We start from the raw sequence: 25,932 nt of genomic DNA, 5'->3' as shown, positions 1-25,932 counted from the left end.
CCGGGTGGTTCGAACTATTTGCCGGGCCGGCTGAAAAAAGTGGAATTTTCCCTCGCCGGGACTTTCCAACGCGTGATGTGGACTGAATGGGTAGCACGGTATGAAAGGATCGGACGCAAGGCCCGCTCCATGCCAGGTTCCGCGGGGATGACTCCCACCGTCACGGCGCCGGGCCAGGGCGACTTCCTCAACAGCAGCAGCGCCATGGCACCGCTGATCCGCCAGCACGACTGGGCGGCCACGCCGCTCGGCCCGATGGAAGCGTGGCCGGCCACGCTCAAGGGCATCCTCGAGGTGGGGCTGAACTCGCGCCTGCCGGTGTGCATCTACTGGGGCCCGGAATTCGTCCTGCTGTACAACGACGCCTGGAGCGCCATCCCCGGCGACAAGCACCCCGCCTGCCTGGGCCAGCCAGCGCGCATCGCCTGGTCGGACATCTGGTCGATCCTCGACCCCATGTACAACGGCATCCTGCAGACCGGCGTCGCCGCCCACGAGGAAGATCGCCTGCTGCCCATGGTGCGCTTCGGCTATGTGGAAGAAGCCTATTTCACCTACAACGTCAGCCCGATCTTCGGCCAGGACGGCAAGCCCATCGGCCTGTTCAACACCGCGGTGGAGACCACCGGCAACGTCATCCAGCAGCGCCGCCAGCGCCTGCTCACCCGGCTGGCCGAACGCATCGGCCAGGCCGACGACGGCGCGCAGATCTGCGCCGATGCCCTCGCCCTGCTGGCCGACGCCAGCATCGACGTGCCGTTCTGCCTGCTCTACCACGGCGGCACCCTGCTCGGCTCCTGCGGCACGGACGTCACCGACCGCTTCGCCCCGGCGCAGCTGACCCTCGACGACGACCCGCTGCACCTGTTCAACGGCCTGCAGCAGGCGCACCAGTCGCCGTTGGGCAGCCAGTACGCACGCGCCTTCGCACCCTGGCCGGAGCTGCTCGACAGCACCTACGCCACGCCGCTGGAGGGCTATCCGGGCAGCCTCGCGGTGTTCGGCATCAGCCCGCGCCGGCGCCTGGACGACAGCTACGCGACCTTCTTCAACGAGCTGGCCGCCCTGCTCGGCCATGCCCTGGCCGCCGCCAGCCAGCGCGCCGAGGACCGCCGCTTCAAGGAAGCGGTGCAGGAAGAGGCGCGCCAGCGCACCCTGGAGCGCGACCGCGTCTGGGCCATGAGCCAGGACCTGCTCTGCGTGCTCGACCAGCAGGGCAGGCTGCGTAGCGTCAACCCGGCGTGGACCACCCTGCTGGGCTGGAGCGAAGCCCAGCTCACCGGGCGCAACAGCGAAGAGCTGGTGCACCCCGACGACCTCGCGCCGAGCATCGGCACCCGCGCCACCCTGGCCCGCGGCGAGCCCCTGCAGCACTTCCAGAACCGCATGCGGCATGCCGACGGCAGCTATCGCTGGATTTCCTGGCATGCCAGCGCGGACAACGGCCTGATCTATGGCTGCGGCCGCGACGTCACCGAGCAGCGCCGCGCCACCGAGCTGCTGGAGCAGGCGCAATCGGCCCTGGCCAATGCCCAGCGGATGGAGGCCGTCGGCCAGCTCACCGGCGGCATCGCCCACGACTTCAACAACCTGCTGGCGAGTATCCGCTTCAGCCTCGACCTGATCACCCGACGCGCGCAGGCCAACGCCCAGCCGGAGCTCAACCACATCCTGCACGCTGCCACCCAGGCCACCGAGCGCGCCGCCGAGCTGACCCACAACCTGCTCGCCTTCGCCCGCCGCCAGGCCCTGGCCATGCACCCGGTGGAGCTGGGCCGGCTACTGCGCGACTGGCTGCCCGAACTGGCCGAGCGCGCCGGCGCCCGCGTGCGCCTGACCCTGGCCTGCGAAACCAGCGACACCGTGCTGAGCGACCGCGAGCAGTTGCACAAGGTGCTGCAACACCTGGTGGACAACGCCCGCGACGCGATGCCCGGCGGCGGCACCCTGCAGATCAGCCTGCGGCGCCAGGAAATCATCGGCGGCGACAGCGACCTGCCGGCCGGCGATTACCTCGCCCTGGCCGTGCAGGACGACGGCCTGGGCATGAGCGAATCGATCCTCACCCACGTCTTCGACCCCTTTTTCACCACCAAGGGCATCGGCCCCAACAGCGGGCTGGGCCTGTCGATGGTCTACGGCTTCATCAAGCAGTCCGGCGGGCACATCCGCCTGCGCAGCGAGCCCGGCCAGGGCACCTGCGTCACACTCTATATCCCGAGAGGCAACTCAGTGGTCAGCATTCCCGACATTCCCGTCACCCCCAACGAACCGGCCAACCAGCAGCTGTGCGTCCTCGTCGTCGAGGATAACGACCTGGTGCGCATGCTGACCGTGGAAGTGCTGGAGGAGATCGGCTATCAGGTCCTGCAGGCCGAGGACGCCGAGGAGGCGCTGCCGATCCTGCAGGGCGACACCGCCATCGACCTGCTGCTGACCGACGTCGGCCTGCCCGGCATGAACGGCGAGGAGCTGGCCGCCGCCGCGCGGCAGGCGCGGCCCGAACTGCCGATCCTGTTCGCCACCGGGTTCGCCGAGATCGTCCATATCGACGGCAGCGAACTGGCCACGCGCATGTCGATGATCGCCAAGCCGTTCTCCATCGACGCCCTGCGCGACAAGGTCAACGGCATGCTGGGGCGCAAGGACGGCTGATCGCTATCCCTGGCTCAGCAACAGGCTCAGCGCCGCGCGCAGCTTGCCGGGCTTGAGCGGCTTGTTCAGCAGCGGCATGCCCAGCCGCTGCAGGGCGCGGCGGCAATCGTCGCTGCGGTCGGCGGTGATCATCACCGCCGGCAACTCGCGGCGGAAATACTCGCGCAGCCCGCGCACCGCATCGCAGCCGGTACGCCCATGGTCGAGGTGGTAGTCGGCCAGGATCACCTCCGGCGCCTTGCCGTCGAGCACCTTCAGCGCGTCATCGACATTCGTCGCCAGCAGCACCTCGCAACCCCACTGCCCGAGCAACGCGGCCATGCTGGCGAGGATCGCCTGCTCGTTGTCGATCACCAGCAGGCGCCGCCCCGGCAGCGGGTCGCCGGTGACCGGGCGCGGGCCGCTGTCGACCGGGCCGGCCGGCGGCAGGTCGCGCACCAGCGGCACCTCGATGGCGAACACCGAACCGCGCCCCGGCACCGAGCGCACCTGCACCCGGCAACCGAGGATGCCGGCGATGCGGTCGACGATCGCCAATCCCAGCCCGACGCCGCGCCGCTCCGCCGCCCGGCCGACCTCCAGCTGGTTGAATTCGAGGAAGATCGCCTGTAGCTGGTCCGCCGGAATCCCACGGCCGGTATCCCACACCTCCAGGCGCACGCTGTCGGCGCGCCGGCGGGCGGCGAGCAGCACGCTGCCACGCTCGGTGTAGCGGCAGGCATTGCTGAGGAAGTTGCGCAGGATGCGCGTCAGCAGGCGGTGATCGGTGCGCAGCGCCAGCGGTGGAATCCGCGCACGCAGGCGCAGCCCGGCGGCGCGGGCCACCTCGTCGAACTCCGAGACCAGCGGGCCGAGCAGTTCGTCCAGGGTATAGACGTCCAGGTCGGGGCGAATCGCGCTCTGGTCCAGGCGGCCGATTTCCAGCAGGTCGGTGAGCAGGTCCTCGGCACCTTCCAGGGCCTGGTGCGTGCGCTCCACCAGCACCTGCTCGGCGCTCGGCAGGGCGCGTTCGCGCAGGGTGGAAACCAGCAGCCTTGCGGCGTTCAGCGGTTGCAGCAGGTCGTGGCTGGCGGCGGCCAGGTACTTGTCCTTGCTCTGGTTGGCGGCCTCGGCGGCGTCGCGCGCCTCGCGCAGCTGCTGGTTCAGCCCTTCCAGTTCACGGGTGCGCTCGGCGACGCGCTGCTCCAGTTCCTCGTTGAGGCTCTGCAGGCGCTGCTGGGCCTGGACGCGCTCGGTGATGTCGGCGACGAAGCCTTCCACCAGGCCGTCTTCGCCGGGCTTGATCAGCAGGTTCATCAGGACGATCACATGGCTGCCGTCGCGGCGGCGCAGGCGCGTCTCGTAGCCGAACAGGCCGTCGCGCTCGCGCAGCAGGGCCCGGATGCGACGCATCTCCGCCTCGCCGCCGACGAACAGCTGGCTGGCCATGTCCTGCAGGTTCCACAGCACCTCTTGCGGATCGTCATAGCCGAGCATCCGCGCCAGCGCCGGGTTGGCGGCGCGCAGGCCCTGGCTCAGGCTGGCCTGGAAGATGCCGTGGACGGCGTGCTCGAACAGCCACTTGTAGCGGTTGCGCTCGGCCTCCAGCTCGTCCAGCCGCGCCACCAGCTCGGGGTAGTGGCTCTTGCGCGCGGAATGGCTGCCCAGCCCCAGCAGCCCGGCCAGGGCCTGTTGCTGCTGCTCGTCAGAGGGCCTCGCCATACACCACCTCGACGTCGCGCTGGCTGGACTCGCGGGGGTTGGTGAGGATGCACGGGTCCTGCATCGCATGGCGCGAGAGGAACGGAATGTCCGAGCTGCCCACGCCGTGCAGGCCGAGGCTTTCATGGAAGCCCACGGCGTTCTTCAGGGCGATCAGGTGCTCCACCAGGCGCTGGCGGATCTGCGCATGGTTCAGGCCACGGCAGTCGATGCCGAAGGTCTCGGCGATCACCTTGAAGCGCTCGGGCGCGGCGCTGTAGTTGAACGCCACCACGTGCTCCACCAGCACGGCGTTGCACAGGCCGTGCGGCAGGTCGAGGTAGCCGCCCAGGCTGTGGGACATGGCATGCACCGCGCCGAGGATCGCGTTAGAGAACGCCAGCCCCGCCTGCATGCTGCCCAGCATGATCTTCTCGCGCAGGGCGATGTCCGCCGGGTTGGCGATCATCTGCACCAGGTTGCCGTTGATCAGCCGCATGGCCTCCAGCGCGTGGGGGTCGGTGAGCGGGCCGTGGCCGGTGGAGACGAACGCCTCGATGGCATGCACCAGCGCGTCGATGCCGGTGCAGGCAGAGAGGAACGGGTCCATGGTCAGGGTGGTTTCCGGGTCGATCAGCGACACGTCGGGCACCACCGCCTTGCTGACGATGGAGAACTTCATCCGCTCGTCCTGGTTGGAGATGATCACGAACTGCGACACATCCGCCGAGGTGCCGGCGGTGGTGGGGATCAGGATCAGCGGCGGGCTGGGCACGCGCAAGGTGTCCACGCCCTCGAACTCGAGGATGTTGCGGCCGTGGGCGGCGACAATGCCGATGCCCTTGGCGCAGTCCATGGGGCTGCCGCCGCCCACCGCGACGATCACGTTGCAGCCCTCGCTGCGGTAGACGTCGGCGCCGCGCATGACTTCTTCCACGCGCGGGTTGGGCGAGACATCGGTGTAACGGCAGAAGGAAATGTCCTGGGCGGCCAGGCTGGCTTCGATGTCGGCGACCCAGCCGGCGGCGACGACGCCGGGGTCCGACACCACCAGCACCTTGCGAGCGCCGAAGGTCTTCACGTAATTGGCGACATTGTGCCGGCATCCGGCACCGAAAATGATCTCTGGCGAGACGAATTTGCGCAGCTGGCTGAGCTCGTGGGACATCGGGGGCTCTGTCGTTATTGTTATGGGATGTTTCCGGGAGCCTACTGCATCCATCAGCTATTGCAATGCGACCTTGGCAGACGGTTCTGACAGACGCCTACCCGCTGTCAGTGCGCCAGCAACGCCTGGTAGAAGCGCCATTCGGCTTCCAGGGCGTGGGCCAGGTTGCCCGCCTGGCGGAAGCCGTGGCGCTCCCCGGCGTAGCGGTGCACCTCCACCGGCACGCCGCGCTGGCGCAGGGACTCGACCATGGCGTCGGTCTGCGCCGGCACCACCACGGCGTCCAGCTCGCCCTGGAAGAAGATCACCGGCGCACGGATGTGCCCGGCCAGCAGCACCGGCGTGCGCTCGCGGTAGCGCTCGGCGTCGTCGTGCGGGTCACCGATCAGCCAGTCGAGGTAATCGGCCTCGAACTTGTGGGTGGCCCGCGCCAGCGCCTGCGGGTCGCTCACCCCGTACAGGCTGGCGCCGCCGCGCAGGCCCGGCAGCCGCGCCAGGGCCATCAGCGCGCTGTAGCCGCCGGCACTGGCGCCACGTACGAACACCCGCTGGCGGTCGATGCGGCCGGCCTTGGCGAGATAGTCCAGCGCCGCGCCGATGTCCTCCACCTCCACCTGGCCCCAGCCCAGGTGCAGGCGCTCGCGGTAGGCGCGGCCGTAGCCGCTGCTGCCGCGGTAGTTGAGGTCGGCCACGGCGAAGCCCCGCCGCGTCCAGAACTGGACGCGCCCGTCGAACACCGGGTAGCTGGCCGAGGTCGGCCCGCCGTGCAGGAACACCACCAGCGGCGGCGCGGGCTCGCCACCGAACGGCGGGTAGAAGAAGCCGTGCCCGCCTTCGTCCTCGCCCACGGGGTAGCGGAACGCCTCGCCGCGGGACAGCTCGGCCTCGGGCAGGGGCCGCTCGCCGCCGGCCAACACCTGGGTAACGCCATCCACGCGACGGATCGCCAGTAAGGTGGGCAGGCGGTCCGGCGCGGCGGCGATGCAGTAGAAGTTTCGCTCATCCGCCGCCAGCGCGCGGAAGCGGCTGTACGCCGGCGCCAGCCGATGCTCCCGGCCACGCTCGTCGTAGAGCGCCAGCACGCCGCAGCCTTGCTCGTAACGGGTCGCCAGCAGCGTGCCGCCGGGCAGCGGCAGGAAGGTGCGCCCGCCCAGTTGCCAGGGCGCGCCGGCATGGTCGGCGGCGTTGCACGGCAAGGCGCCCAGGATCTCGTGCCAGGGCTGCCAGTAACCGTCACGGTCACTCAGCCAGTGCAGGCGACCGTCCTCGGCGAAGCGCGGCTGCTGGATGGATTCGTGGCTGGCCTGGCCGGCCAGGCAGCGCTGCTCGCCGGCAAAGGATTCGCACAGGCGGGTGCGCGTCCAGGGCTGGTGCGGGCGGTCCCATTCCACCCAGGCGATGCGCTCGGCGCGGGCGTCCGCCACCGGCGAGGCGTAGAAGTCCGCGCCGGTGGCAATCACCCGGCGCCGGCCATCGGCATCCAGGCGGACGATACGGTGAACCGCCCCGCCGCTGCCGTTCTGCTCTTCCACCGCCAGCAGGGCATTCCACGCCGGCACGTAGTGCAGGTCGCCGTAGCGGCAGTCGTCGCGGTGGGTGACGGGCCGGGGCGAGCCGCCCAGCCGCAGCCAATGCACCTGCTGGTCGCCCTCTTCCACCCAGGCCACGCCGTCGGCGGTGGCGCAGCAGGCGCCGCCGCCGTACTCGTAGACGCGGCTGCGCACCGAGGCGCCGGGCGGCGTCAGCTCGACGCTCTGCCCGTCACGACGCAGGAACAGCCGGCAGCGCGCGCTGGCCGGGTCGAACGCCGCCCAGAGCAATCCGCCGTGGGCCACGTGCAGCTCCGCGAAATCCCCGGCGGCGGCCACCGCCCGCTCGGCGCTCCAGTCGCTGCGGTCCATCTCAGGCCTTGCAGATCAGTTGCGAGGCCCGCTCGTTGCGCAGGGTCAGTGCGCTGAGCGGCGCGGCCGCCGTTTCCGCCTCGCGACGGGCGTCGAGGATGATGCCGTGGTGGGCGGACTTGGCGCACACCGGGTCGGTGGCCTCGGCGTCGCCGGTGAGCAGGAAGGCCTGGCAGCGGCAGCCGCCGAAGTCGCGCTCCTTCTCGTCGCAGGAACGGCACGGCTCGGGCATCCAGGCGTCGCCGCGGAAGCGGTTGAAGCCGAAGGATTCGTACCAGATGTGCTGCAGGCTGTGCTCGCGCACGTTGGGGAACTTCACCGGCAGTTGCCGCGCGCTGTGGCATGGCAGTGCGGTGCCGTCCGGGGTGACGTCGAGGAACACGCTGCCCCAGCCGCCCATGCAGGCCTTGGGGCGTTCCTCGTAGTAGTCGGGCACCACGAAGATCAGCTTGCACGGGTTGCCTTCGGCCGCCAGGCGCTCGCGGTACTGCGCGGTGATGCGCTCGGCGCGCTGCAACTGCTCGCGGGTCGGCAACAGGCCGGCGCGGTTCAGCTCGGCCCAGCCGTAGAACTGGCAGGTGGCGAGCTCGACGAAGTCGGCTTCCAGTTCGATGCACAGTTCGATGATGCGGTCGATGCTGTCGATGTTGTGCCGGTGGGTGACGAAGTTCAGCACCATCGGGTAGCCGTGGGCCTTCACCGCACGGGCCATGGCGAGCTTCTGGGCGAAGGCCTTGCGCGAGCCGGCGAGCAGGTTGTTCACCTCCTCGTCGGCGGCCTGGAAGCTGATCTGGACATGGTCGAGGCCGGCGTCGGCGAACTCTTTCAGGCGCGTCTCGTTGAGCCCGATGCCGGAGGTGATCAGGTTGGTGTAGAAGCCCAGCCCGCGGGCCGCGGCGATCAGTTCGGCGAGGTCCTGGCGCACCAGCGGCTCGCCGCCGGAGAAGCCCAGCTGCGCCGCGCCCATCTCGCGGGCCTGGCGGAACACCTCGATCCACTGGGCGGTGCTCAGCTCTTCGCCGCCCTTGGCGAAATCCAGCGGGTTGGAACAGTACGGGCACTGCAGCGGGCAGCGGTAGGTCAGCTCGGCCAGCAGCCAGAGCGGCGGGCCCACCGGCGCCTCAGCGCAGCTCGATCCAGAATTGCGCATGGGCCACCTCGAGGAATGCCAGGATGTCTTCGTCGATGCCCGGCACGCCGGGGAACTCGGCGCGCAGGCCGTCGATGATGCCGGCGACGTCAGCCTGCCCGTCGACGCGGCCGAGGATCGCCCCGGCGCTCTCGTTGAGCTTCACCATCCCTTCCGGGTACAGCAGCACGTGGCAGCCCTGGGCCGGTTCGAATTGCAGGCGGAACCCCCGGCGCAGTGCCGGCACGCTGTCCAGCGAAGGCAGACTCATCACAGCAACCCCCTGTGCCACACGCGCTCGCTCGTCACCGTGTGGTACGGCGGGCGCTTCAGTTCATAGGCCATGCTCATCGCGTCGAGCATGCTCCAGAGCACGTCGAGCTTGAATTGCAGGATCTGGAGCATGCGCTCCTGGGCCTCGCGGGTGCGGTAGTGCTCCAGGGTGATGCGCAGGCCGTGCTCGACATCGCGGCGCGCCTGGGACAGGCGCTTGCGGAAGTAGTCGTAGCCGCTGGCGTCGATCCACGGGTAGTGCTGCGGCCAGCTGTCCAGGCGCGACTGGTGGATCTGCGGGGCGAACAGTTCGGTCAGCGAGCTGCTGGCCGCTTCCTGCCAACTGGCGCGGCGGGCGAAGTTGACGTAGGCATCCACCGCGAAGCGCACGCCGGGCAGCACCAGTTCCTGAGATAGCACCTGCTCGCGGTCCAGCCCGACGGATTCGGCCAGGCGCAGCCAGGCCTCGATGCCGCCCTCCTCGCCTGGCGCGCCATCGTGGTCGAGGATGCGCTGCAACCACTCGCGGCGCACCTCGCGGTCCGGGCAATTGGCGAGGATCGCCGCGTCTTTCAGCGGGATGTTCACCTGGTAGTAGAAGCGGTTGGCCACCCAGCCCTGGATCTGCTCGCGGCTGGCGCGGCCTTCGTACATGGCCACGTGGTACGGGTGGAAGATGTGGTAGCAGGCGCCCTTGGCGCGCAGGGCCTGCTCGAATTCGGCGGGGCTCATGGCTTCGCGGGTCATCGCGAGCCTCCTTCTAGCCGTCAGAGGAAGATGCCCATGCCGTCGAACGCCACTTCGATGCCGCGCGCGTCCAGTTCGGCGCGTTCGGGCGAGGCGATGTCGAGGATGGGATTGGTGTTGTTGATGTGGATGAGCACCTTGCGCGGCCCGTCGATGCCGTCGAGCACCTCGATCATGCCGCCGGGGCCGCTCTGGGCCAGGTGGCCCATCTCGCTGCCGAGCTTGTCGCCCACCTCGCAGACGCGCATCTCGTCGTCGCGCCATAGCGTGCCGTCCACCAGCAGGCAGTCGGCGCGGCGCATCCACGTCAGCAGCGCGTCGTCCACCTGGCCCAGGCCCGGCGCGTAGAACAGCGAGCCGCCGGTGGTCAGGTCTTCGATAAACAGGCCGATGTTGTCCCCCGGATGCGGGTTGCCGCGGTGCGGCGAATACGGCGGCGCGCTGCTGCGCAGGGCGATGGCAGTGAAGCGCAGGCCCGGGCAGGCCGGGATGACGAAGGGTTCGGCGTCCAGCTCGATCAGGTTGTGTTTCAGCCCGCCGTTCCAGTGCGAGAGCATGGGGAACAGCGGGAAGCCGCTGGACAGGTCCTGGTGGACCATCTCCGTGCACCACACCTCGTGCGGGCAGCCCTCGCGCAGGCTGAGCAGGCCGGTGGTGTGGTCGATCTGGCTGTCCAGCAGGACGATGGCGGCGATCGCCGAATCGCGCAGGCGCCGCGCCGGCTGCAGCGCCGGGAAGGACGCCAGCTGGGCGCGGATGTCCGGGGAGGCGTTGCAGAGAATCCAGTTCGCGCCGTCGTCGGACAGCGCGATGGAGGATTGCGTGCGCGGCTGCGCGATCACGCTGCCGTCGCGTACGCCGCGGCAGTTGCGGCAATTGCAGTTCCACTGGGGAAAGCCGCCACCGGCGGCCGACCCGAGAATTCGGATGTGCATGACAGTGCCCCGTGGGCAAGGGCCCCGGCGGACCGGGGCCGAGTGGATCAGCGGTTGGCGAAGTACAGGGTCACTTCGAAGCCAAGGCGCAGGTCGGTGAAGCTAGGCTTGGTCCACATGGGTCTGTCCTCTTGTTGTCGGCCGGTTGAGCCCGGCTGCTTGAGTTAAACACCAGGGTCAGGCACTCCGAATGATACTTTCGAAGGAGATTCCCCCCTGATTTGGTAGCGGGCCCGCGACCCCTGCCGCGCCCCGCCGCTGCAACTGCCCCCTCGCGGCGACAGCCGTTGCCCGGTGGCGCCCGCCGCGTGCGGGATGGGCGCCTGTTGGTTCCAGACTAGTCAATCCTGGGACCGGCCCCAGGCCCCATCGGTTTAGAAAAACCACCGCGCGGCGCGATCCGACTGACGGCTGCCGGTAGCGCGGACGGTGTCCGCGGATCGCGGGCATGGCCCGCTCCTACAAGGCGCGCACCTGTAGGAGCTGGCCGTGCCTGCGACCGCCTGGGCGCTGAAGCATCGCGTGTGACACCTATTCGCGAGCAAGCTCGCTCCTACGAAGAGCATCCACGCCTTGCCTGTAGGAGCGAGCTTGCTCGCGAACAGACACTCAGCGAAAAAAGAAAACGCGGCCGGAGCCGCGTTCGACGAAGGCCGTCGCCCATGGAAGTGGGCACGGAAGCGGACGGCCACCCGAGCGGGCGCGTCGACACAAGGGATGCCCAGTGGAGTGCCGGGCGGTACACCAGAGAAGGGAGCCGGCGAACCTGATGGGAGAAGGCCCGCCGGCTTGCAACAACGCTTAGAAGAAGCCCAGCGGGTTGATGTCGTAGCTCACCAGCAGGTTCTTGGTCTGCTGGTAGTGGTCGAGCATCATCTTGTGCGTCTCGCGGCCTACGCCGGACTTCTTGTAGCCACCGAACGCGGCGTGCGCCGGGTACAGGTGGTAGCAGTTGGTCCACACGCGGCCAGACTGGATGCCACGCCCCATGCGCCAGGCACGGTTGATGTCGCGGGTCCAGACGCCGGCGCCGAGGCCGAACTCGGTGTCGTTGGCGATCGCCAGGGCTTCGGCTTCGTCCTTGAAGGTGGTCACGCCCACCACCGGCCCGAAGATTTCCTCCTGGAACACGCGCATCTTGTTGTTGCCCTTGAGCAGGGTCGGCTGGATGTAGTAACCGCTGGCCAGGTCGCCCTCCAGGCGCTCGCTGGAGCCGCCGGTGAGCAGCTCGGCGCCCTCGCCCTGGGCGATGTCCAGGTAGGAGAGAATCTTCTCGTACTGCTGCTGCGAGGCCTGGGCGCCGACCATGGTCTCGGTGTCCAGCGGGTTGCCGCGCTTGATGGCCTTGATCTTCTTCATCACCACGGCCATGAACGGCTCGAAGATGGACTCCTGCACCAGCGCCCGCGACGGGCAGGTGCAGACCTCGCCCTGGTTGAAGAAGGCCAGCACCAGGCCCTCGGCGGCTTTCTCGATGAAGGCCGGCTCCGCCTGCATGATGTCCTCGAAGAAGATGTTCGGGCTCTTGCCGCCCAGCTCCACGGTGGAGGGGATGATGTTCTCCGCCGCGCAGTGGAGGATGTGCGAGCCGACCGGGGTCGAACCGGTGAAGGCGATCTTGGCGATGCGTTTGCTGGTGGCCAGCGCCTGGCCCGCTTCCTTGCCGAAGCCCTGGACGATGTTCAGCACGCCCGGCGGCAGCAGGTCGCCGATGATCTCGGCCAGCAGCATGATCGACAGCGGGGTCTGCTCGGCCGGCTTGAGCACCACGCAGTTGCCGGCGGCCAGTGCCGGGGCCAGCTTCCACGCGGCCATCAGCAGCGGGAAGTTCCACGGGATGATCTGCCCCACCACGCCCAGCGGTTCGTGGATGTGGTAGGCAACGGTGTTCTCGTTGATCTCGGCGGCGCCGCCCTCCTGCGCGCGGATGCAGCCGGCGTAGTAGCGGAAGTGGTCGGCGGCCAGCGGCACGTCGGCATTCAGCGTCTCGCGCACGGCCTTGCCGTTGTCCCAGGTTTCGGCGACGGCGAGCTGTTCCAGGTTCTGCTCGATGCGGTCGGCGATCTTCAGCAGGATCAGCGCACGGTCCTGCACGGAGGTGCGGCCCCAGCTGGCAGCGGCGGCGTGGGCAGCGTCGAGGGCGCGCTCGATGTCTTCGGCGGTGGAGCGCGGGAACTCGGCGATGACCTCGCCGTTCACCGGCGAGGTGTTGCTGAAGTACTGGCCCAGCACCGGCGCTACGAACTCGCCGCCGATGTAGTTGCCGTAACGCGGCTTGAGGGTGACGACGGCGCCGGGGGTTCCGGGTGCGGCGTAGATCATGGGGATGCTCTCCTGTCGGGCCCCGGCCCGAATCGGCCAGGTCATGGAGCGATCTTAGGCAGCGCCCTTCCCGGCCCGGAATGCACCCATGGGAGCGGTGGGTTACTCATTTGGTAGTAGAGAGGGAACGGGCTCTTTGTAGGAGCGGGCCATGCCCGCGATCCGCCGGCAGGGCCGGCGCCAAACCTCTGCTCCGAGGATGTTGCAGAACTGCTGCTTCTGCTTGGGTGGTTCTGCGCCGCATCGGCGTGTGCTCAGGGATTTTGTTTCGCCCCCTCGGGCGAGTCACTTTCTCAAACGCGAGAAAGTAACCAAAGCGCTTGCCCCTGCATCCGGGTCCCGCTTCGCGGGACTTCCCTCGCTCCATCGAAGTTTCAGGGGCACGCCGCGAAGGGCCATCCCTGGCCCATCGCAGCTCTCGCGACATCCCTGTCGCTCAACCCCTGAAATTTCGACTCCGCTCGGCCTCCTGAAGGGGCACTCGGAGCGCGCGGTGATCGCTCTGGAAGTCTTAAAGAGCAAACAAAGCAAGAGCGTCGAGGGGATGCGATTTCGTAGGAGCGGACCTTGTCCGCGACATTCGCGGCGGCGGACTTTGTCGGCCAAGGCCAAGCGCGGAATTGTAGGAGCGAGCTTGCTCGCGAACCCGAACACCTTCGGCCCTGCCGACGAATCGCGGGCATGGCCCGCTCCTACCAAGGGAAGATTTGAGCTGGGCGGTTCGCGAGCGAGCTCGCTCCTACAGGGCGGCGAGCGCCTGCGCTTTCTATCAGCGCAAGGTCCGCCGTGAAGGATTTCGCGGACAAGGTCCGCTCCTACGAAGAGCGTGTTCGCTCTCGCTCTTGAAGACTTCCAGAGAAGTATCCGCACACTCCGAACGCCCCGTTCAGCAGGCCGAGTGGAAGCGGAGTTTCAGGGGTTGAGCGACAGGGATGTCGCGAGAGCGCTGTCGGGCCAGGGATGGCCCGTCAGCGCGTGCCCCTGAAACTTCGCTTCAACGAGGGAATTTTTCGCCTAAGCGAAAAACCGGATGTCCGGGGCAAGACCTTTGCCTTCTTTGGGTCGTTTGCCAAAGAAGGTCGCCCGAGGGGGCGAAACACAGAGTCCGCGCGCACACCGATGCGGCGCAGAAATACCCAAGCCAACGCAGCAATACAGGACCGGTACCGGTGCAGAGGAAGGCGCCAGCCCAGCCGGCGGATCGCGGGCATGGCCCGCTCCTACAATGGAGCGCGGATGGGTTGGGGCCTTCCGAACGGCGCTGTAAAGACAAAGGGCCGGCACAATGGCCGGCCCTTCGCTCAGGTCACGCGAACATCACTTCTTCGCCACCAGATCCTTGGGCAGCTTGAAGGTCCAGATCATGCCGCCCTGGTCGAGGTCCTTGATGCGCTTGGCCACTTCGCCGCCCCACAGCGGCACCGCGCCGCCCCAGCCGGAGAGGACGGTGACGTACTGCTCGCCATCCATTTCCCAGGTGATCGGCGAGGCGATCACGCCCGAGCCGGTGTTGAACTGGTAGAGCTTCTTGCCGGTCTTGGCGTCGAAGGCCATCAGGTAGCCCTCGGGGTTGCCGGTGAACACCAGGTTGCCGTGGGTCGCCAGCACGCCGCCCCACAGCGGCGCGTAGTTCTCGTAGCGCCAGACCTGCTTGCCGGTCTTCGGATCAATGGCGCGCAGCACGCCGATGTACTTGTCGTTCAGCGGCTTGATGGTGAAGCCGGCGCCGAGGTACGCCGCGCCCTTCTTGTAGGCGATGTTCTCGTTCCACATGTCCATGCCCCACTCGTTGGACGGCACGTAGAACAGGCCGGTGTCCTGGCTGTAGGCCATGGGCATCCAGTTCTTGCCGCCCAGGAAGGACGGCGCGACGAACACCGAGGTGCCCTTGCCGTCGGCGCTCGGCGCGCCCGGGCGGTGGGCGTCGTCGTAGATCGGCCGGCCGTCCTTGTCCAGGCCCTTGGCCCAGGTCACCTTGTCCACGAACGGGAAGCCGCGGATGAACTTGCCGTTGGTGCGGTCGAGCACGTAGAAGAAGCCGTTGCGGTCGGCGGTGGCCGCGGCCTTCACGGTCTTGCCGCCGTCCTGGTAGTCGAAGGACACCAGCTCGTTGACGCCGTCGAAGTCCCAGCCGTCGTGCGGGGTGGTCTGGAAGTGCCACTTGATCGAGCCGTCGTCCGGGTTCAACGCCAGGCGCGAGGAGGAGAACAGGTTGTCGCCGGGGCGCAGGTGCGAGTTCCACGGCGACGGGTTGCCGGTGCCGATGAACAGCGAGTCGGTGCTGGGGTCGTAGTAGCCGCCCAGCCACGGCGCGGCGCCGCCGGTCTTCCACAGGTCGCCCGGCCAGGTCTTGCCCGCTTCGCCGCCGGAGATGCCGTTCTCGATGGCCTTGCCGTCCTTGTAGACGTAGCCCATGTGGCCTTCGACGGTCGGGCGGCTCCACAGCAGTTCGCCGTTGGTGGGGTCGTAGGCTTCGATCTTGCCGACCACGCCGAACTCGCCGCCGGCCACGCCGGTGATCAGCTTGCCCTTGGCGATCAGCGGCGCGGCGGAGATGGAGTAGCCGGCCTTGTAGTCGGCCACGGTCTTCTTCCACACCACCTTGCCGGTGTCCTTGTTCAGGGCGACCAGCTTGGCGTCGAGGGTACCGAAGATCACCAGGTCGCCGTAGAGGGCCACGCCACGGTTGATCACGTCGCAGCACGGCATGATGCCGTCGGGCAGGCGCGCGTCGTACTGCCACAGCTTGCGACCGGTGCGCGCGTCGGCGGCGAACACCCGCGAGTAGGAGGCAGTGACGTACATCACGCCGTCCTTCACCAGCGGTTGCGCCTGCTGCCCGCGCTGCTTCTCGCCGCCGAAGGACAGCGCCCAGACCGGCCGCAGTTCCTGCACGTTATCGCTGTTCAGGGTGTTCAGCGGGCTGAAGCGCTGACCCTGCTGGTTGATCCCGTTGACCACGATCTGGTCGGTACGCTTGGCGGAATCGCTGATGTCCTGGTCGGTGACGCCGGCGTGGGCGCCCAGGGTGGTCAGGCTGATGGCGGTAAACAGCACGGTGCGGGCGAAAGGTTGAAGCTGTCTCATGGCGGTGCGCCTCTGCGATTGTTGTTGTACCCGGAAGAATCTCCCGGCTGTCGACGATTCTTGGTTTGGCGGGGCGCACCAACAATTGAACGCAGTGCCGAATTTTCTAGTTCCTTGGTAGCAGTACCTGGCCGCAGAGGCGCGTAAATAGTGGCGTGCGTAGGAGCGGACTCCGTCCGCGATGGCATCCGGCGCAATGCGGACCGATCGCGGACGGAGTCCGCTCCTACGTTTCGGGAGAGATGGGCATGTCCTGTAGGAGCGGGCCATGCCCGCGATCGCGCGCATGGCGCGCTCCTACAGTCGAGTGATGGGCAGCGTCTGCCGCTCGACGTGCGGGGAAAAGTGTCTGACGGCGAAAACGGCGACTGCCACCGGAACCCGGCGGCGGTCCTCAGCAGTAGTGCGCACCAGTGCCTGCTCTCGCCCTCACTGCACGTCCTGATAAAGCCCCGGCAGTTCGTAGCGCACGCCGTAGGCCGCGTAGAGCTTGGCCAGTTCGCCGCTGCGCACCAGTTCCTCCAGCTCGCCGTCCAGGGCGTTGGAGAGCTGGCGATTGCTTTCATGCACCGCCATGCCGATGTCCCACTCGGGCTGGCCGAGGTTCGGGTAGGTGTTCTCGGCGTTCTTCAGGTGCTCGTCGGCCGCTTGCGCGCGCATCCAGTCCAGTTCGCCGCGCAGCGCCATCACCGCGTCCACCTTGCCTTCGCGCAGGCCATCGAACGCCGCCTGGGTGCTGGGAAAGTGCACGGTCATGCGGCTGAGCTGGCCGCCCAGCACCGAGGTCAGGTAGAAGGACGGCACGCTGTCCAGTTCGACGCCGATGGGGTGTTCGCGGAAGGCGGCGATGGTGTCCACCTCCGGCAGCCGGCGGTCGTCGCTGACCACCTGCCAGCGCTCACGCTGGTAAGGGCCGAACATCACCACCTGCTCGTTGGCGAACTCGCCGACGTCGTTGCGGCGGTTGGCGTACTGGCGGTCGTAGGGCACGCGCAGCATCACGTCGGCGACCACGCCGGGACGCAGGTAGTGGCCCTTCCAGATGAAGTTGCGCAGGTCGTCGTCCAGGCGTTCGCCCGGGGTGACCCAGAGGAACTCGGCACGCAGGCCAAGCCCGCTGGCCAGGCGCTGCGCCAGATCGATATCGACCCCGCGCGGCTGCCCGCCCTGCATGAAGCTGTAGGGCGGGAAGTTCTCGTACACGGCCACCCGCAGCACACCGCTGGCGACCATGTCCTCGTAAGGACGGACACCGGCCTGTGCCTGCCCCAGCAGCAGGCACAGGAGCAGGCCGACCAGCAGCTTGGGCAGGCGCATGGCGGTCACTCTTCCACGTGCACGCTGTCCAGGTAGGTGCGGATCGCCCAGAGGCCTTCCTGGCTGATGTAGTCGGCCATCTTCGGCATGTAGACGGCGCCGTCACGCACCGCGCCGTTGATTACCCGCTCCTTGAACCACTCGTCACCCTCGGCGCCGGGATCGAGCATGCGCAGGTCCGGGGCGATGCCGCCGGACTTGGCTTCCAGCCCGTGGCAGCGCGCGCAGTTCTGGTTGTAGGCCGACGCGCCGATCTCCACCGCCTTGGCGTGGTTGGCGTAGGGCTCGCGGTAGGGGTTGGTGTCGCGCCATTCCTTGCCCAGCGGCTCCAGCCCCGTGGTATCCACTGCCTGGGGCGTCACGTTGCCGTGGGACAGGGCCAGACCCGAAACACCCAGGCCGGCCACCAACAGCAGGCCACACAGCAGGTTCTTGTTGTTCATCACTTCATCCTCTCATCGAGATGCTTGGCAAGGCACGGCGCACGGAACGACGCCTGTGAGGAGATGGTAAGAACGCGCGGCCGGCGGCCGAATCCTGCTTTGGATGCTCCCGCCTACTCCCTTGGTACTAGAACGGCGGGCGGCCAGCGCCGCTGCGTGGCCTGCATTGGTCTGCCGGTATTGCCGGAAATTGGCTATTCGATGGGCGCGGCGCCGGCGGTAACGTAGCCCCATTCCCGCACTCCCGCGGGCCCCACTGGAGATTGCCATGAGCGCACGAATCGAATGGCCCAAGGCCGCCCCCGACGCCTACAAGGCCATGCTCGGCCTGGAACAGGCCCTGGCCAGATCCGGCCTGGAAACCTCGCTGCTGGAACTGGTGCGCCTGCGCGCCTCGCAGATCAACGGCTGCGCCTACTGCGTGAACATGCACGCCAACGACGCACGCAAGGCCGGCGAGACCGAGGCGCGGCTGCAGACCCTGAGCGTCTGGGCGGAAACCCGCTTCTTCACCGACCGCGAGCGCGCCGCGCTGGCCTGGGTGGAAAGCCTCACCCGCCTGCCGGAAAAACACGCCCCGCAGGACCAGTTCGACGCCCTGCGCGAGCACTTCAGCGAGGCGGAGATCGTCAACCTGACACTGGCGATCGCCACCATCAATGCCTGGAACCGCTTCGGGGTGGGGATGGCGATGGAGCCCTGAGCGGGCACCCGCGCCTGCGGCGGATAATGTCTTCGGCGTTATTCGCCCTACGGCGCTGACCGACCGCTGTCGTAGGGCGCATGACCCGGAACGGGTTATCCGCCGAAAGGCTGGGCCAGCACGTGCCGGTGCAGCCCTCACCCCAGCCCTCTCCCAGAGGGAGAGGGAGCCGTCCGTGCCGGCTGATGCGATAGTTTCATCCTGCACCGAACGGTCCCCTCTCCCATCAGGGCGAGGGCTCTTGATCCTGTAGGAGCGGACTCCGTCCGCGATGTGCTCCGGCGCGTTTCGAGCCTATCGCGGACAGAGTCCGCTCCTACGCATGCCAACACGTCCGGCGCCCTGGCCTGCAGCCAGGTGCCGTCCACCACATGCAGAGTAAGGGCTATTGTAGGAGCGAGCTTGCTCGCGAACAGCCCCGCTGCGAGGCCAGGTTCGCGAGCAAGCTCGCTCCTGCGAAAAGCCGATCAGCCGTCGACCAGCTCCACCCGCTCCGGCTCACGCTTCATCAGCACGCGGCCGTTGCGGATCGAATACAGCGCCTTGGTCTGCTGGCGCACCGCCTCGTAGTCGTTCTCCACCCCCAGCACCAGCAGGTTGGCCGGACGGCCGGCGGCGATGCCGTAGCGCGCGCCCAGGTTCAGCGCGCGGGCGCTGTTGTCGGTGACCAGGTCCAGCGCGCGCTGCAGGTCCTCGAAGCCCATCATGTGGCAGATGTGCAGGCCAGCATCCAGCACGCGCAGGATGTTGCCGTTGCCCAGCGGGTACCACGGGTCCTTGATCGAGTCCTGGCCGAAGCAGACGTTCATGCCGGCGCGGTCCAGCTCGGCCACGCGGGTCACGCCGCGGCGTTTCGGGAAGGTGTCGAAGCGGCCCTGCAGGTGGATGCTTTCGGTCGGGCACGACACGAAGTTGATGCCCGAGCGCTTGAGCAGGCGGAACAGCTTGGAGCAGTACGCGTTGTCGTAGGAGCCCATCGCGGTGGTGTGGCTGGCCGTGACGCGGCCGCCCATGCCGCGCACGCGGGCTTCTTCGGCAAGCACTTCGAGGAAGCGCGAGTTGGGGTCGTCGGTCTCGTCGCAGTGCACGTCCACCAGGCAGCCGGTGCGCTCGGCCAGGTCCATCAGGAACTTGATCGAGCTGACGCCCTGCTCGCGGGTGTTCTCGAAGTGCGGGATGCCGCCGACCACGTCCGCGCCGAGGCGGATCGCCTCTTCCATCAGCTCGCGGCCGCCCTCGTAGGACTCGATGCCCTCCTGCGGGAAGGCGACGATCTGCAGGTCCACCAGGTGCCGCGCTTCTTCGCGAACTTCCACCATGGCCTTGAGCGCGGCCAGGGTCGGGTCGGTCACGTCGACGTGGGTGCGCACGTGCTGGATGCCGTGGGCGGCCAGCATGCGGAGGGTGGTGTGGGCGCGGGACTTGGTGTCCTCATGGGTGATGGTTTCCTTGCGCTGGGCCCAGCGCTCGATGCCCTCGAACAGGGTGCCGCTCATGTTCCATTCCGGCTCGCCGGCGGTAAGCGTCGCGTCGAGGTGGATGTGCGGCTCCACCAGCGGGGCGATGGCGAGGTTGCCACGGGCGTCGATGTCGTCGCCGCTGGCGGCTACGGTGCCGGCTTGCGGCACGACCTCGGCGATGACGTCGCCGTCGCAGCGGATGGTGAACAGGCCGGTCTGCTTGCGCAGCGAGGCGTTGATGATCTTCATGGGCTTTTCTTCCTCTTCAGGCTATTCGTGGCGCGGCGCAGCGGACATGCGCCAGATGAGCAGCGCCACGGAGGTATTCAGGCGGAATTGCGCGTCGTCCAGGGACTGGCCGCTGAGGGTCTCGATGCGCGCGATCCGCTGGTTCAGGGTGTTGCGGTGGATGCCCAGGCGCTGTGCCGCCTTGAGCGCATTGCCGTTTTCCTGGACCAGCGCGTCGAGCGTCTCGATCAGCAGGTGCGGCTGTTTGCGGCCCGGCTCCATGAGCGGGCCGAGGGTGTCCTTCATGAACTGCTCGACCACCGCGCGATCGGGGATCGCCCGCAGCAGGCGCAGCACGCCCAGCTCACGGTAGTCGCAGAAGCCGCCGGGCGCCTGCATGCCTTCGGCGACGTCGAGCGCCTGGCGGGCTTCGAGCAGCGCGCGGGGGAATTCGGCGCAGGAATCGGCGCGGGCAGACAACCCGAGATAGGCACGCAACGGCGCCAGGTCCTGTTGCAGTTCGGCGGCCAGGGCGTGCAGCTCGGCCCGCTCGACGTCCGCCAGGAGCAGCACGAACAGGTCGCCCTGGATCACCACCGGCAGGCGCTCGGGGCGCGCCTGCTGCCAGTTCTCCAGGTGGTCGAGCAGGCGCTGGCGGGTCAACTGCAGGGCGCGCTCGGCCTCCTCCGGCGCGTGCTGCTGGAACAGCCGGTCGACGCCCGACAGCCGCAGCGCCACCAGGCGTCGGGGCGTTTCCAGCGGCAGCTCCAGGTGCCGGGCGCGGCGGCGGACGATCTCCAGGCTGGGGAAGTCGCCGCTGAGCAGTTGGCCGAGGATGTCGCGGCGCGAAGTCTTCACCTGGGTCATCTGCACCAGCGCCGTGCCGATCAGGTGGGTGACGATGACCATCTTCAGCGCGTAGGGCTGCTCGATCAGCGGCAGGCCTTCGGTCTCGGCGAGCTGCACCACGGAATCGGGAATGCGCTGGATGAACTCATCGCCCGTGAGGATGACGATGCCGGCGATGCCGCTGGCGACGCCTTCGCGCACCAGCTGCAGCAGGTTGGCTTCGTCGCGGCTGTGGTTGATGCCGGTGACGAACACCAGCTCGCCGCCCATCACCCAGTCGGCGATGCCGACGTTCTCTGCCACGTAGGACCAGCGCACGCTGCGATGCACGTTGCGCGCGCCGGCCCGCAGCGCGAGGCTTTCCAGCCCCGGCAGGCGGAGGATTTCCTCGACGCTCAGGCTCAAGCGCGCGGCTCGGCCACCGGCGCGCGGGCGCGGGTGACTTCGGTGAGGACGATGTAGCACAGGGCCGATGCGGCGATGCCCACCAGCGGCGCGATCCACGGCGAGGCGTAGGCCAGGCCCGCGCCCACCGCGTAGGACACCAGGCCCGAGACGTTGAACGCCGGGATGTGGCTGCCCACCAGCGCCGGGTACTCACCGCGATTGCGGTACCAGTAGTCGGCCATGATCACGCCACCCAGCGGCGGGATGATCGAGCCCAACAGCACGAGGAAGGGGATCAGCCATTCGTACATGCCGCCGATCGCGAGGATGATGCCGATGCCGGCGGCCAGCAGGGTCATGGTGCGGCGGCGCTCGCTGCGCACCAGGTGGCAGGCGGCGGCGGAGACGTTGTAGATGGTCGGCCCCTGGATGGTCCACAGGTTCAGGCAGAGCATGATGACCGCGGCGAACGACAGGCCCTGCAGCACCATCACTTCGACGATGTCGGCGTTCTGGTAGACGATGGCGCACCAGGCGCCGGCGACGATCATCAGGCCGTTGCCGATGAGGAAGGCGACCACGCTGGCGATCACCGCGATGCGCCCGCTGCGGGCCATGCGGGTCCAGTTGGTGGCCTGGGTCGCGCCGCTGGCGAAGGTGCCGAAGACCATGGTCACGGCGGCAGAGAAGGTCAGGGTCTGGCTCGGTTCCTTCGCCAGCAGGCCGCTCCAGCCGCCGGCCGCGCCGGTGGCGATGACCATGGACGCCACCAGCAGGATGAACATCAGCGGTACCGACACGCGGGACATGATGTCCAGGCCCTTGAAGCCGATGATCGCGGTGACCGAGAACAACAGGCCGAACACCACCATCAGCGGGATGTTCAGCCACTGCGGCAGGGCCAGCATCTTCACCAGCACGATGGCCACGGTGGCGGTGCCCCAGGCGTACCAGCCCAGTTCGGCGAAGCCGAGGAGGAAGTCGGACAGCTTGCTGCCGCGCTCGCCGAAGCAGAAGCGCCCCATCAGCACGGTGTTCAGGCCGCTGCGCGAGGCGATCAGGCCCAGGGCGGCGGCATAGACGGCCAGCAGCACGTTGCCGATGAAGGCGACCCAGAGCATGTCGACGAAGTCGAAGGCCATGCCGATCTTGCCGCCGGCGAACATGGTGCCGGTGAAGAAGGTGAAGCTGAACAGGACCATGGCGATGGGCAGCAGGCCCTTGCGCCCTTCCCTGGGCGTCGCGCTCAGGGGGAATTCACTGGGGGAACTCATACAGGGGGATCTCCGCGAGGATTGGTTGAAGACTCCCGGCCAACGCAAATAGCGGGCCGGAAAAGCCAATCAGGAACGACGCGGAAATTTTGAGCATGACGAACATTGTGAACTGTTCACAATGCACACTTCCGGTGGGCGTAACGGCGTTTCAAGATAGCTCAAATGTGCATTGTGCGGATTTTCGGGGCACTCTGCAGCCTTTTCGCACCAAAACAGGCGAATCCCCTGACATTAATCACTGCCGTTCGGCGGAATTCCTGCCGCGAAGCGCAGCGGCGGTCTGCACTTTCTGCCTGCGACACGCTGTCACCCCCAGACAAGGAAATGGCACGGACAACAAGTCCGCCCTGCCCCGACGCAGGCAGACTCTGCTCACTGTTCCGTCCGCTGCCTGCGCTGGGCAGGCGGCCTGAAAACAACCGAAAGCCCGCCAACAAGAAAAAGGGAGTACCCGCCAATGAGCGTCGCCAGGTTCCTCGCTCCATCGATCCTCGCGCTGGCAACGTGCCTCGCGATGGGCGCAGCCCAGGCCGAGCTGCCGACCGAGAGCATCGGTGAGACCGTCTTGCCATTCCCGCCCTCGCCGCACCGCGCCTACATCGTCGACGTGGAGTTCGAGAACTTCATCGCCGGCCGCGTCACCGTGGTCGACCCCGAGCAGAAGAAGATGCTGGGCATGGTCAGCACCGGTTTCGTCGCGCCGTCCACCCTGAGCCACGACGCCAAGACCCTGTATTCCGCCGATACCTTCTACTCCCGCGGCACCCGCGGCGTGCGCACCGACGTGCTGACCGCCTGGGACACCTCGAACCTGCGCCCGACCTGGGAAGTGGAAATCCCGGCCAAGCGCGCCTCGATCCTGACCCAGAAGTACGCCCTGGGCACCAGCTCCGACGACCGCTTCGTCTACATCTACAACTTCACCCCGTCCACCTCGGTCACCGTGGTCGACACGCAGGCGAAGAAGGTCGCCAGCGAAATCGCCATCAGCGGCTGCGTGCTCAACTACCCGGTGGGCAAACGCGCCTTCGCTTCGCTGTGCGGTGACGGTCAGCTGCAGATCACCCGGATCGGCGACGACGGCAAGGAAGTCGGTCGCAGCCAGACGCCGTTCTTCGACCCGAACAAGGAGAAGCTCAACGAACGCGGCCTGGCCGTGGGCGAGACCTACTTCTTCGTGACCACCGACGGCGTGGTCAAGCCGGTGGACGTCTCCGGCGACAAGCCGAAGATGCTGCCGAGCTGGTCGCTGACCACCGATGAAGAACGCAAGAAAGGCTGGGGCACCGGCGGCTGGCAGCTGATGGCGGTAGCGCCCAGGCTGAACCGCCTGTACGTGCTGATGCACGAGGCCCACACCCCCGGCAAATGGGAAGACCCGAGCCCGTTCATCTGGGTCTACGACCTCAAGACGCAGAAGAAGATCGCCACCCTGGAAGCGCCCAAGCCGGTGTGGAGCCTCCACGCCACCACCGACGACAAGCCGCTGCTGCTGGGCACCGACGTCGAAGGCGGGCTGCAGATCTTCGACCTGAAGACCGGCAAGTACAACGGCGCCATGGACAAGATCGCCAAGACGCCGATCCTGGTCCTGAGCCACTAAGCCTTTCCCAGAACGTCATCCCCGAGAGGTACGGAAATGTTTTCCGATCCGATCCTGATCATCGCCAGTGCGGTGGCCGTTGCGGTGCTGCTCGCCAGCGCCGCCAGCCACAAGCTGCGCGCGCCGATGCGCTTCGCCCGCCAGGTCGAAGACTACGGCCTGCTGCCGGCCTCGCTGGTGGGCCCGGTGGCCCGCGTGCTGCCGCTGGTCGAAGGCGCCGTCGCCTTCGCCCTGCTGGTGCCGGCGAGCCGCCACGCCGCAGCCCTGGCCGCCACGGCGCTGATCCTGTTCTATGCCGGCGCCATCGGCATCAACCTCTGGCGCGGCCGTCGCGACATCGACTGCGGCTGCTCCGGCCCCGGCCAGATGCAACCGCTGCGCCCGGTACTGCTGCTGCGCAACGCGATCATCGCCGCGCTCGCCCTGATCGCCGCCGGCGCACCGCAGGCCCGCGAGATGGGCGTGTTCGACGCCTTCGTGATCCTCGCCGCCAGCGCTGTCGCCCTGCTCCTGTATGCCGCGGCCGATGGCCTGCTGGCCAATCATCCCCGTCTGCTCAAACTCATCGGAAGGTGAACAAATGGAAGGTCTGATCGTTTCCAACATTCTTCTCTGGGTGCTGCTCATCGCCCTCGCCTTCACCGTCATGGCGCTGGTGCGCCAGATCGGCGTCCTCCACGGCCGCATCGCGCCGGCCGGCGCGCTGATGGTCGACAAGGGCGTGGCGGTCAACGAGCCCGCCCCGAAAGTCACCGCCGCCGACCGCCACGGTCGTCCGGTCAATTTCGGCTATGAAGGCGAGCGCGGCCAGCTGCTGTTCTTCCTCTCGCCGACCTGCCCGATCTGCAAATCGCTGCTGCCGGCGATCAAGTCCATCGCCAGGGACAAGGCCGGCGAGCTGGACGTGATCTACGTCAGCGACGGCGACATGGCCGCCCAGCAGGCGCTGATCGCCGAGCACGGCCTGGAGAAATCCGCCTACGTGGTCGGCCCGGAAGTGGGCATGACCTACCAGATCGGCAAGCTGCCCTACGCCGCGCTGATCGACAGCAAGGGCATCCTGCGCGCCAAGGGCCTGGTGAATTCCCGTGAGCACCTGGACAGCCTGTTCGAGGTCGAGCACCTGGGCAGCGCCACGCTGCAGCAGTACATGAATGGCCACAGCCACAACGGCGTGCACACCCACGACGCCAGCCACGGCCACAGCCACTGATCACGGAGAGAACACGCATGAAATTCCTCGACAACCTGTTCGAGCGCTCCTCCCGCCAGGTGGCCAACGTCACTTCGCGGCGCAAGCTGCTGGGCCGCTTCGGCTCGCTGCTGGTGGCCGGCGCCGCCCTGCCGATCATCCTGCCGATCGACCGCACTTCCAAGGCCCTGGCCGCCGAAGCGCCCAAGGCCGGCGACCCGGGTGACCCGAACAGCTGCGACTACTGGCGCTACTGCTCCATCGACGGCTTCCTCTGCTCCTGCTGCGGCGGCACCACCACCTCGTGCCCACCCGGTACCGATGCGTCGCAAGTGACCTGGATCGGCACCTGCCGCAACCCGGCGGATGGCAAGGACTACATCATTTCCTACAACGACTGCTGCGGTAAGCACAGCTGCTCCCAATGCGCCTGCACCCGCAACGAGAGCGAGGAGCCGCTGTATCGGCCGTTCAACAACAACGACGTCAACTGGTGCCTGGGCGCGGAATCGCGCATCTACAACTGCACCGTCACCATCATCCGCGGCGTCGCGGTCTGAAGTCGGGAGAAACGCC

General features: G+C 67.8%; 21 protein-coding genes. 6 read left to right on the top strand and 15 right to left on the bottom strand.

The genetic code is table 11. The features are described from left to right. Window positions 1–147 precede the first annotated feature (147 nt). The gene (locus tag N0B71_RS21040) at window positions 148–2,655 is read left to right on the top strand and encodes an ATP-binding protein (RefSeq protein WP_259754696.1); all 2,508 of its coding nucleotides are present in this window, start codon (window positions 148–150) and stop codon (window positions 2,653–2,655) included. Window positions 2,656–2,658: 3 nt separating this feature from the next. Here N0B71_RS21040 and N0B71_RS21035 read toward each other — a convergent pair whose 3' ends face one another. The 12 genes from N0B71_RS21035 to pedF form a co-directional block, all read right to left on the bottom strand. Then, window positions 2,659–4,356 (bottom strand): PAS domain-containing hybrid sensor histidine kinase/response regulator, encoded by a 1,698-nt coding sequence (locus N0B71_RS21035; protein WP_259754695.1) that lies wholly within the window; start codon window positions 4,354–4,356, stop codon window positions 2,659–2,661. Then, window positions 4,340–5,503 (bottom strand): alcohol dehydrogenase-like regulatory protein ErcA, encoded by a 1,164-nt coding sequence (gene ercA, locus N0B71_RS21030; protein ID WP_259754694.1) that lies wholly within the window; start codon window positions 5,501–5,503, stop codon window positions 4,340–4,342. The genes N0B71_RS21035 and ercA overlap by 17 nt, the downstream gene beginning before the upstream one ends. A gap of 107 nt (window positions 5,504–5,610) precedes the next feature. Next, window positions 5,611–7,404, bottom strand: a complete 1,794-nt coding sequence (locus tag N0B71_RS21025) for a S9 family peptidase (protein WP_259754692.1) — start codon at window positions 7,402–7,404, stop codon at window positions 5,611–5,613. A gap of 1 nt (window position 7,405) precedes the next feature. Then, window positions 7,406–8,554: a pyrroloquinoline quinone biosynthesis protein PqqE gene (pqqE, locus tag N0B71_RS21020; RefSeq protein WP_259754691.1), complete on the bottom strand. Its 1,149-nt coding sequence runs from the start codon at window positions 8,552–8,554 to the stop codon at window positions 7,406–7,408. Beyond that, complete coding sequence (pqqD, locus tag N0B71_RS21015) at window positions 8,526–8,804, bottom strand: pyrroloquinoline quinone biosynthesis peptide chaperone PqqD (RefSeq protein WP_259754690.1); 279 nt, start codon at window positions 8,802–8,804, stop codon at window positions 8,526–8,528. Before pqqD ends, pqqE begins: the two co-directional genes overlap by 29 nt. Further along, window positions 8,804–9,553, bottom strand: coding sequence for a pyrroloquinoline-quinone synthase PqqC (gene pqqC / locus N0B71_RS21010; protein WP_259754689.1), 750 nt, complete (start codon window positions 9,551–9,553; stop codon window positions 8,804–8,806). Before pqqC ends, pqqD begins: the two co-directional genes overlap by 1 nt. A gap of 20 nt (window positions 9,554–9,573) precedes the next feature. After that, complete coding sequence (gene pqqB, locus N0B71_RS21005) at window positions 9,574–10,488, bottom strand: pyrroloquinoline quinone biosynthesis protein PqqB (protein WP_259754688.1); 915 nt, start codon at window positions 10,486–10,488, stop codon at window positions 9,574–9,576. A 47-nt stretch (window positions 10,489–10,535) separates the two neighbouring features. Next, a complete protein-coding gene (gene pqqA / locus N0B71_RS21000) occupies window positions 10,536–10,607 on the bottom strand; it encodes a pyrroloquinoline quinone precursor peptide PqqA (RefSeq protein ID WP_003106462.1) in 72 nt (23 codons plus the stop codon). A 682-nt stretch (window positions 10,608–11,289) separates the two neighbouring features. After that, window positions 11,290–12,810 carry an acetaldehyde dehydrogenase ExaC gene (gene exaC, locus N0B71_RS20995; protein ID WP_259754686.1) on the bottom strand — a complete coding sequence of 507 codons (1,521 nt, stop codon included), beginning with the start codon at window positions 12,808–12,810 and terminating at the stop codon, window positions 11,290–11,292. A 1,317-nt stretch (window positions 12,811–14,127) separates the two neighbouring features. Beyond that, window positions 14,128–15,897: a methanol/ethanol family PQQ-dependent dehydrogenase gene (locus N0B71_RS20990; protein WP_259754685.1), complete on the bottom strand. Its 1,770-nt coding sequence runs from the start codon at window positions 15,895–15,897 to the stop codon at window positions 14,128–14,130. A gap of 429 nt (window positions 15,898–16,326) precedes the next feature. Further along, window positions 16,327–17,214, bottom strand: coding sequence for a substrate-binding periplasmic protein (locus N0B71_RS20985; protein ID WP_259754684.1), 888 nt, complete (start codon window positions 17,212–17,214; stop codon window positions 16,327–16,329). Window positions 17,215–17,219: 5 nt separating this feature from the next. After that, on the bottom strand, window positions 17,220–17,657 hold the full coding sequence (gene pedF / locus N0B71_RS20980) for a cytochrome c-550 PedF (RefSeq protein WP_259754683.1): 438 nt from the start codon (window positions 17,655–17,657) through the stop codon (window positions 17,220–17,222). A gap of 268 nt (window positions 17,658–17,925) precedes the next feature. Between pedF and N0B71_RS20975 the strand changes: the two genes are divergently transcribed. Then, entirely contained in the window at window positions 17,926–18,360 is a 435-nt protein-coding gene (locus N0B71_RS20975) for a carboxymuconolactone decarboxylase family protein (RefSeq protein ID WP_259754681.1), read from the top strand. Window positions 18,361–18,827: 467 nt separating this feature from the next. Here the strand turns inward: N0B71_RS20975 and codA are convergent, their stop codons facing one another. The 3 genes from codA to codB are packed head-to-tail and all read right to left on the bottom strand — an operon-like array spanning window position 18,828 to window position 22,558. Continuing rightward, window positions 18,828–20,069 (bottom strand): cytosine deaminase, encoded by a 1,242-nt coding sequence (codA, locus tag N0B71_RS20970; RefSeq protein WP_259754680.1) that lies wholly within the window; start codon window positions 20,067–20,069, stop codon window positions 18,828–18,830. Window positions 20,070–20,090: 21 nt separating this feature from the next. Then, the gene (locus N0B71_RS20965; protein WP_259754679.1) at window positions 20,091–21,302 is read right to left on the bottom strand and encodes a PucR family transcriptional regulator; all 1,212 of its coding nucleotides are present in this window, start codon (window positions 21,300–21,302) and stop codon (window positions 20,091–20,093) included. Beyond that, window positions 21,299–22,558, bottom strand: a complete 1,260-nt coding sequence (gene codB / locus N0B71_RS20960) for a cytosine permease (protein ID WP_259754678.1) — start codon at window positions 22,556–22,558, stop codon at window positions 21,299–21,301. The genes N0B71_RS20965 and codB overlap by 4 nt, the downstream gene beginning before the upstream one ends. Before the next feature lie 460 nt (window positions 22,559–23,018). On the opposite strand from codB, the gene N0B71_RS20955 reads away from it, so the two are divergent. Genes N0B71_RS20955 through N0B71_RS20940 form a run of 4 tightly spaced genes read left to right on the top strand, consistent with a single transcriptional unit; the run spans window position 23,019 to window position 25,916 of the window. Next, the gene (locus N0B71_RS20955; RefSeq protein ID WP_442964624.1) at window positions 23,019–24,164 is read left to right on the top strand and encodes an amine dehydrogenase large subunit; all 1,146 of its coding nucleotides are present in this window, start codon (window positions 23,019–23,021) and stop codon (window positions 24,162–24,164) included. 36 nt (window positions 24,165–24,200) lie between these two features. Beyond that, window positions 24,201–24,740 carry a MauE/DoxX family redox-associated membrane protein gene (locus tag N0B71_RS20950; RefSeq protein ID WP_259754677.1) on the top strand — a complete coding sequence of 180 codons (540 nt, stop codon included), beginning with the start codon at window positions 24,201–24,203 and terminating at the stop codon, window positions 24,738–24,740. A 4-nt stretch (window positions 24,741–24,744) separates the two neighbouring features. Beyond that, window positions 24,745–25,377 (top strand): methylamine dehydrogenase accessory protein MauD, encoded by a 633-nt coding sequence (gene mauD, locus N0B71_RS20945; RefSeq protein ID WP_259754676.1) that lies wholly within the window; start codon window positions 24,745–24,747, stop codon window positions 25,375–25,377. 17 nt (window positions 25,378–25,394) lie between these two features. Continuing rightward, a complete protein-coding gene (locus tag N0B71_RS20940) occupies window positions 25,395–25,916 on the top strand; it encodes a methylamine dehydrogenase light chain (protein WP_017518360.1) in 522 nt (173 codons plus the stop codon). Window positions 25,917–25,932: the final 16 nt, after the last annotated feature.

This window comes from Pseudomonas sp. GCEP-101, from assembly GCF_025133575.1.
Classification (GTDB): domain Bacteria; phylum Pseudomonadota; class Gammaproteobacteria; order Pseudomonadales; family Pseudomonadaceae; genus Pseudomonas; species Pseudomonas nitroreducens_B.
Note: the sequence above shows the minus strand (reverse complement) of the source record. Positions and strands in the feature narration are given on the sequence as shown.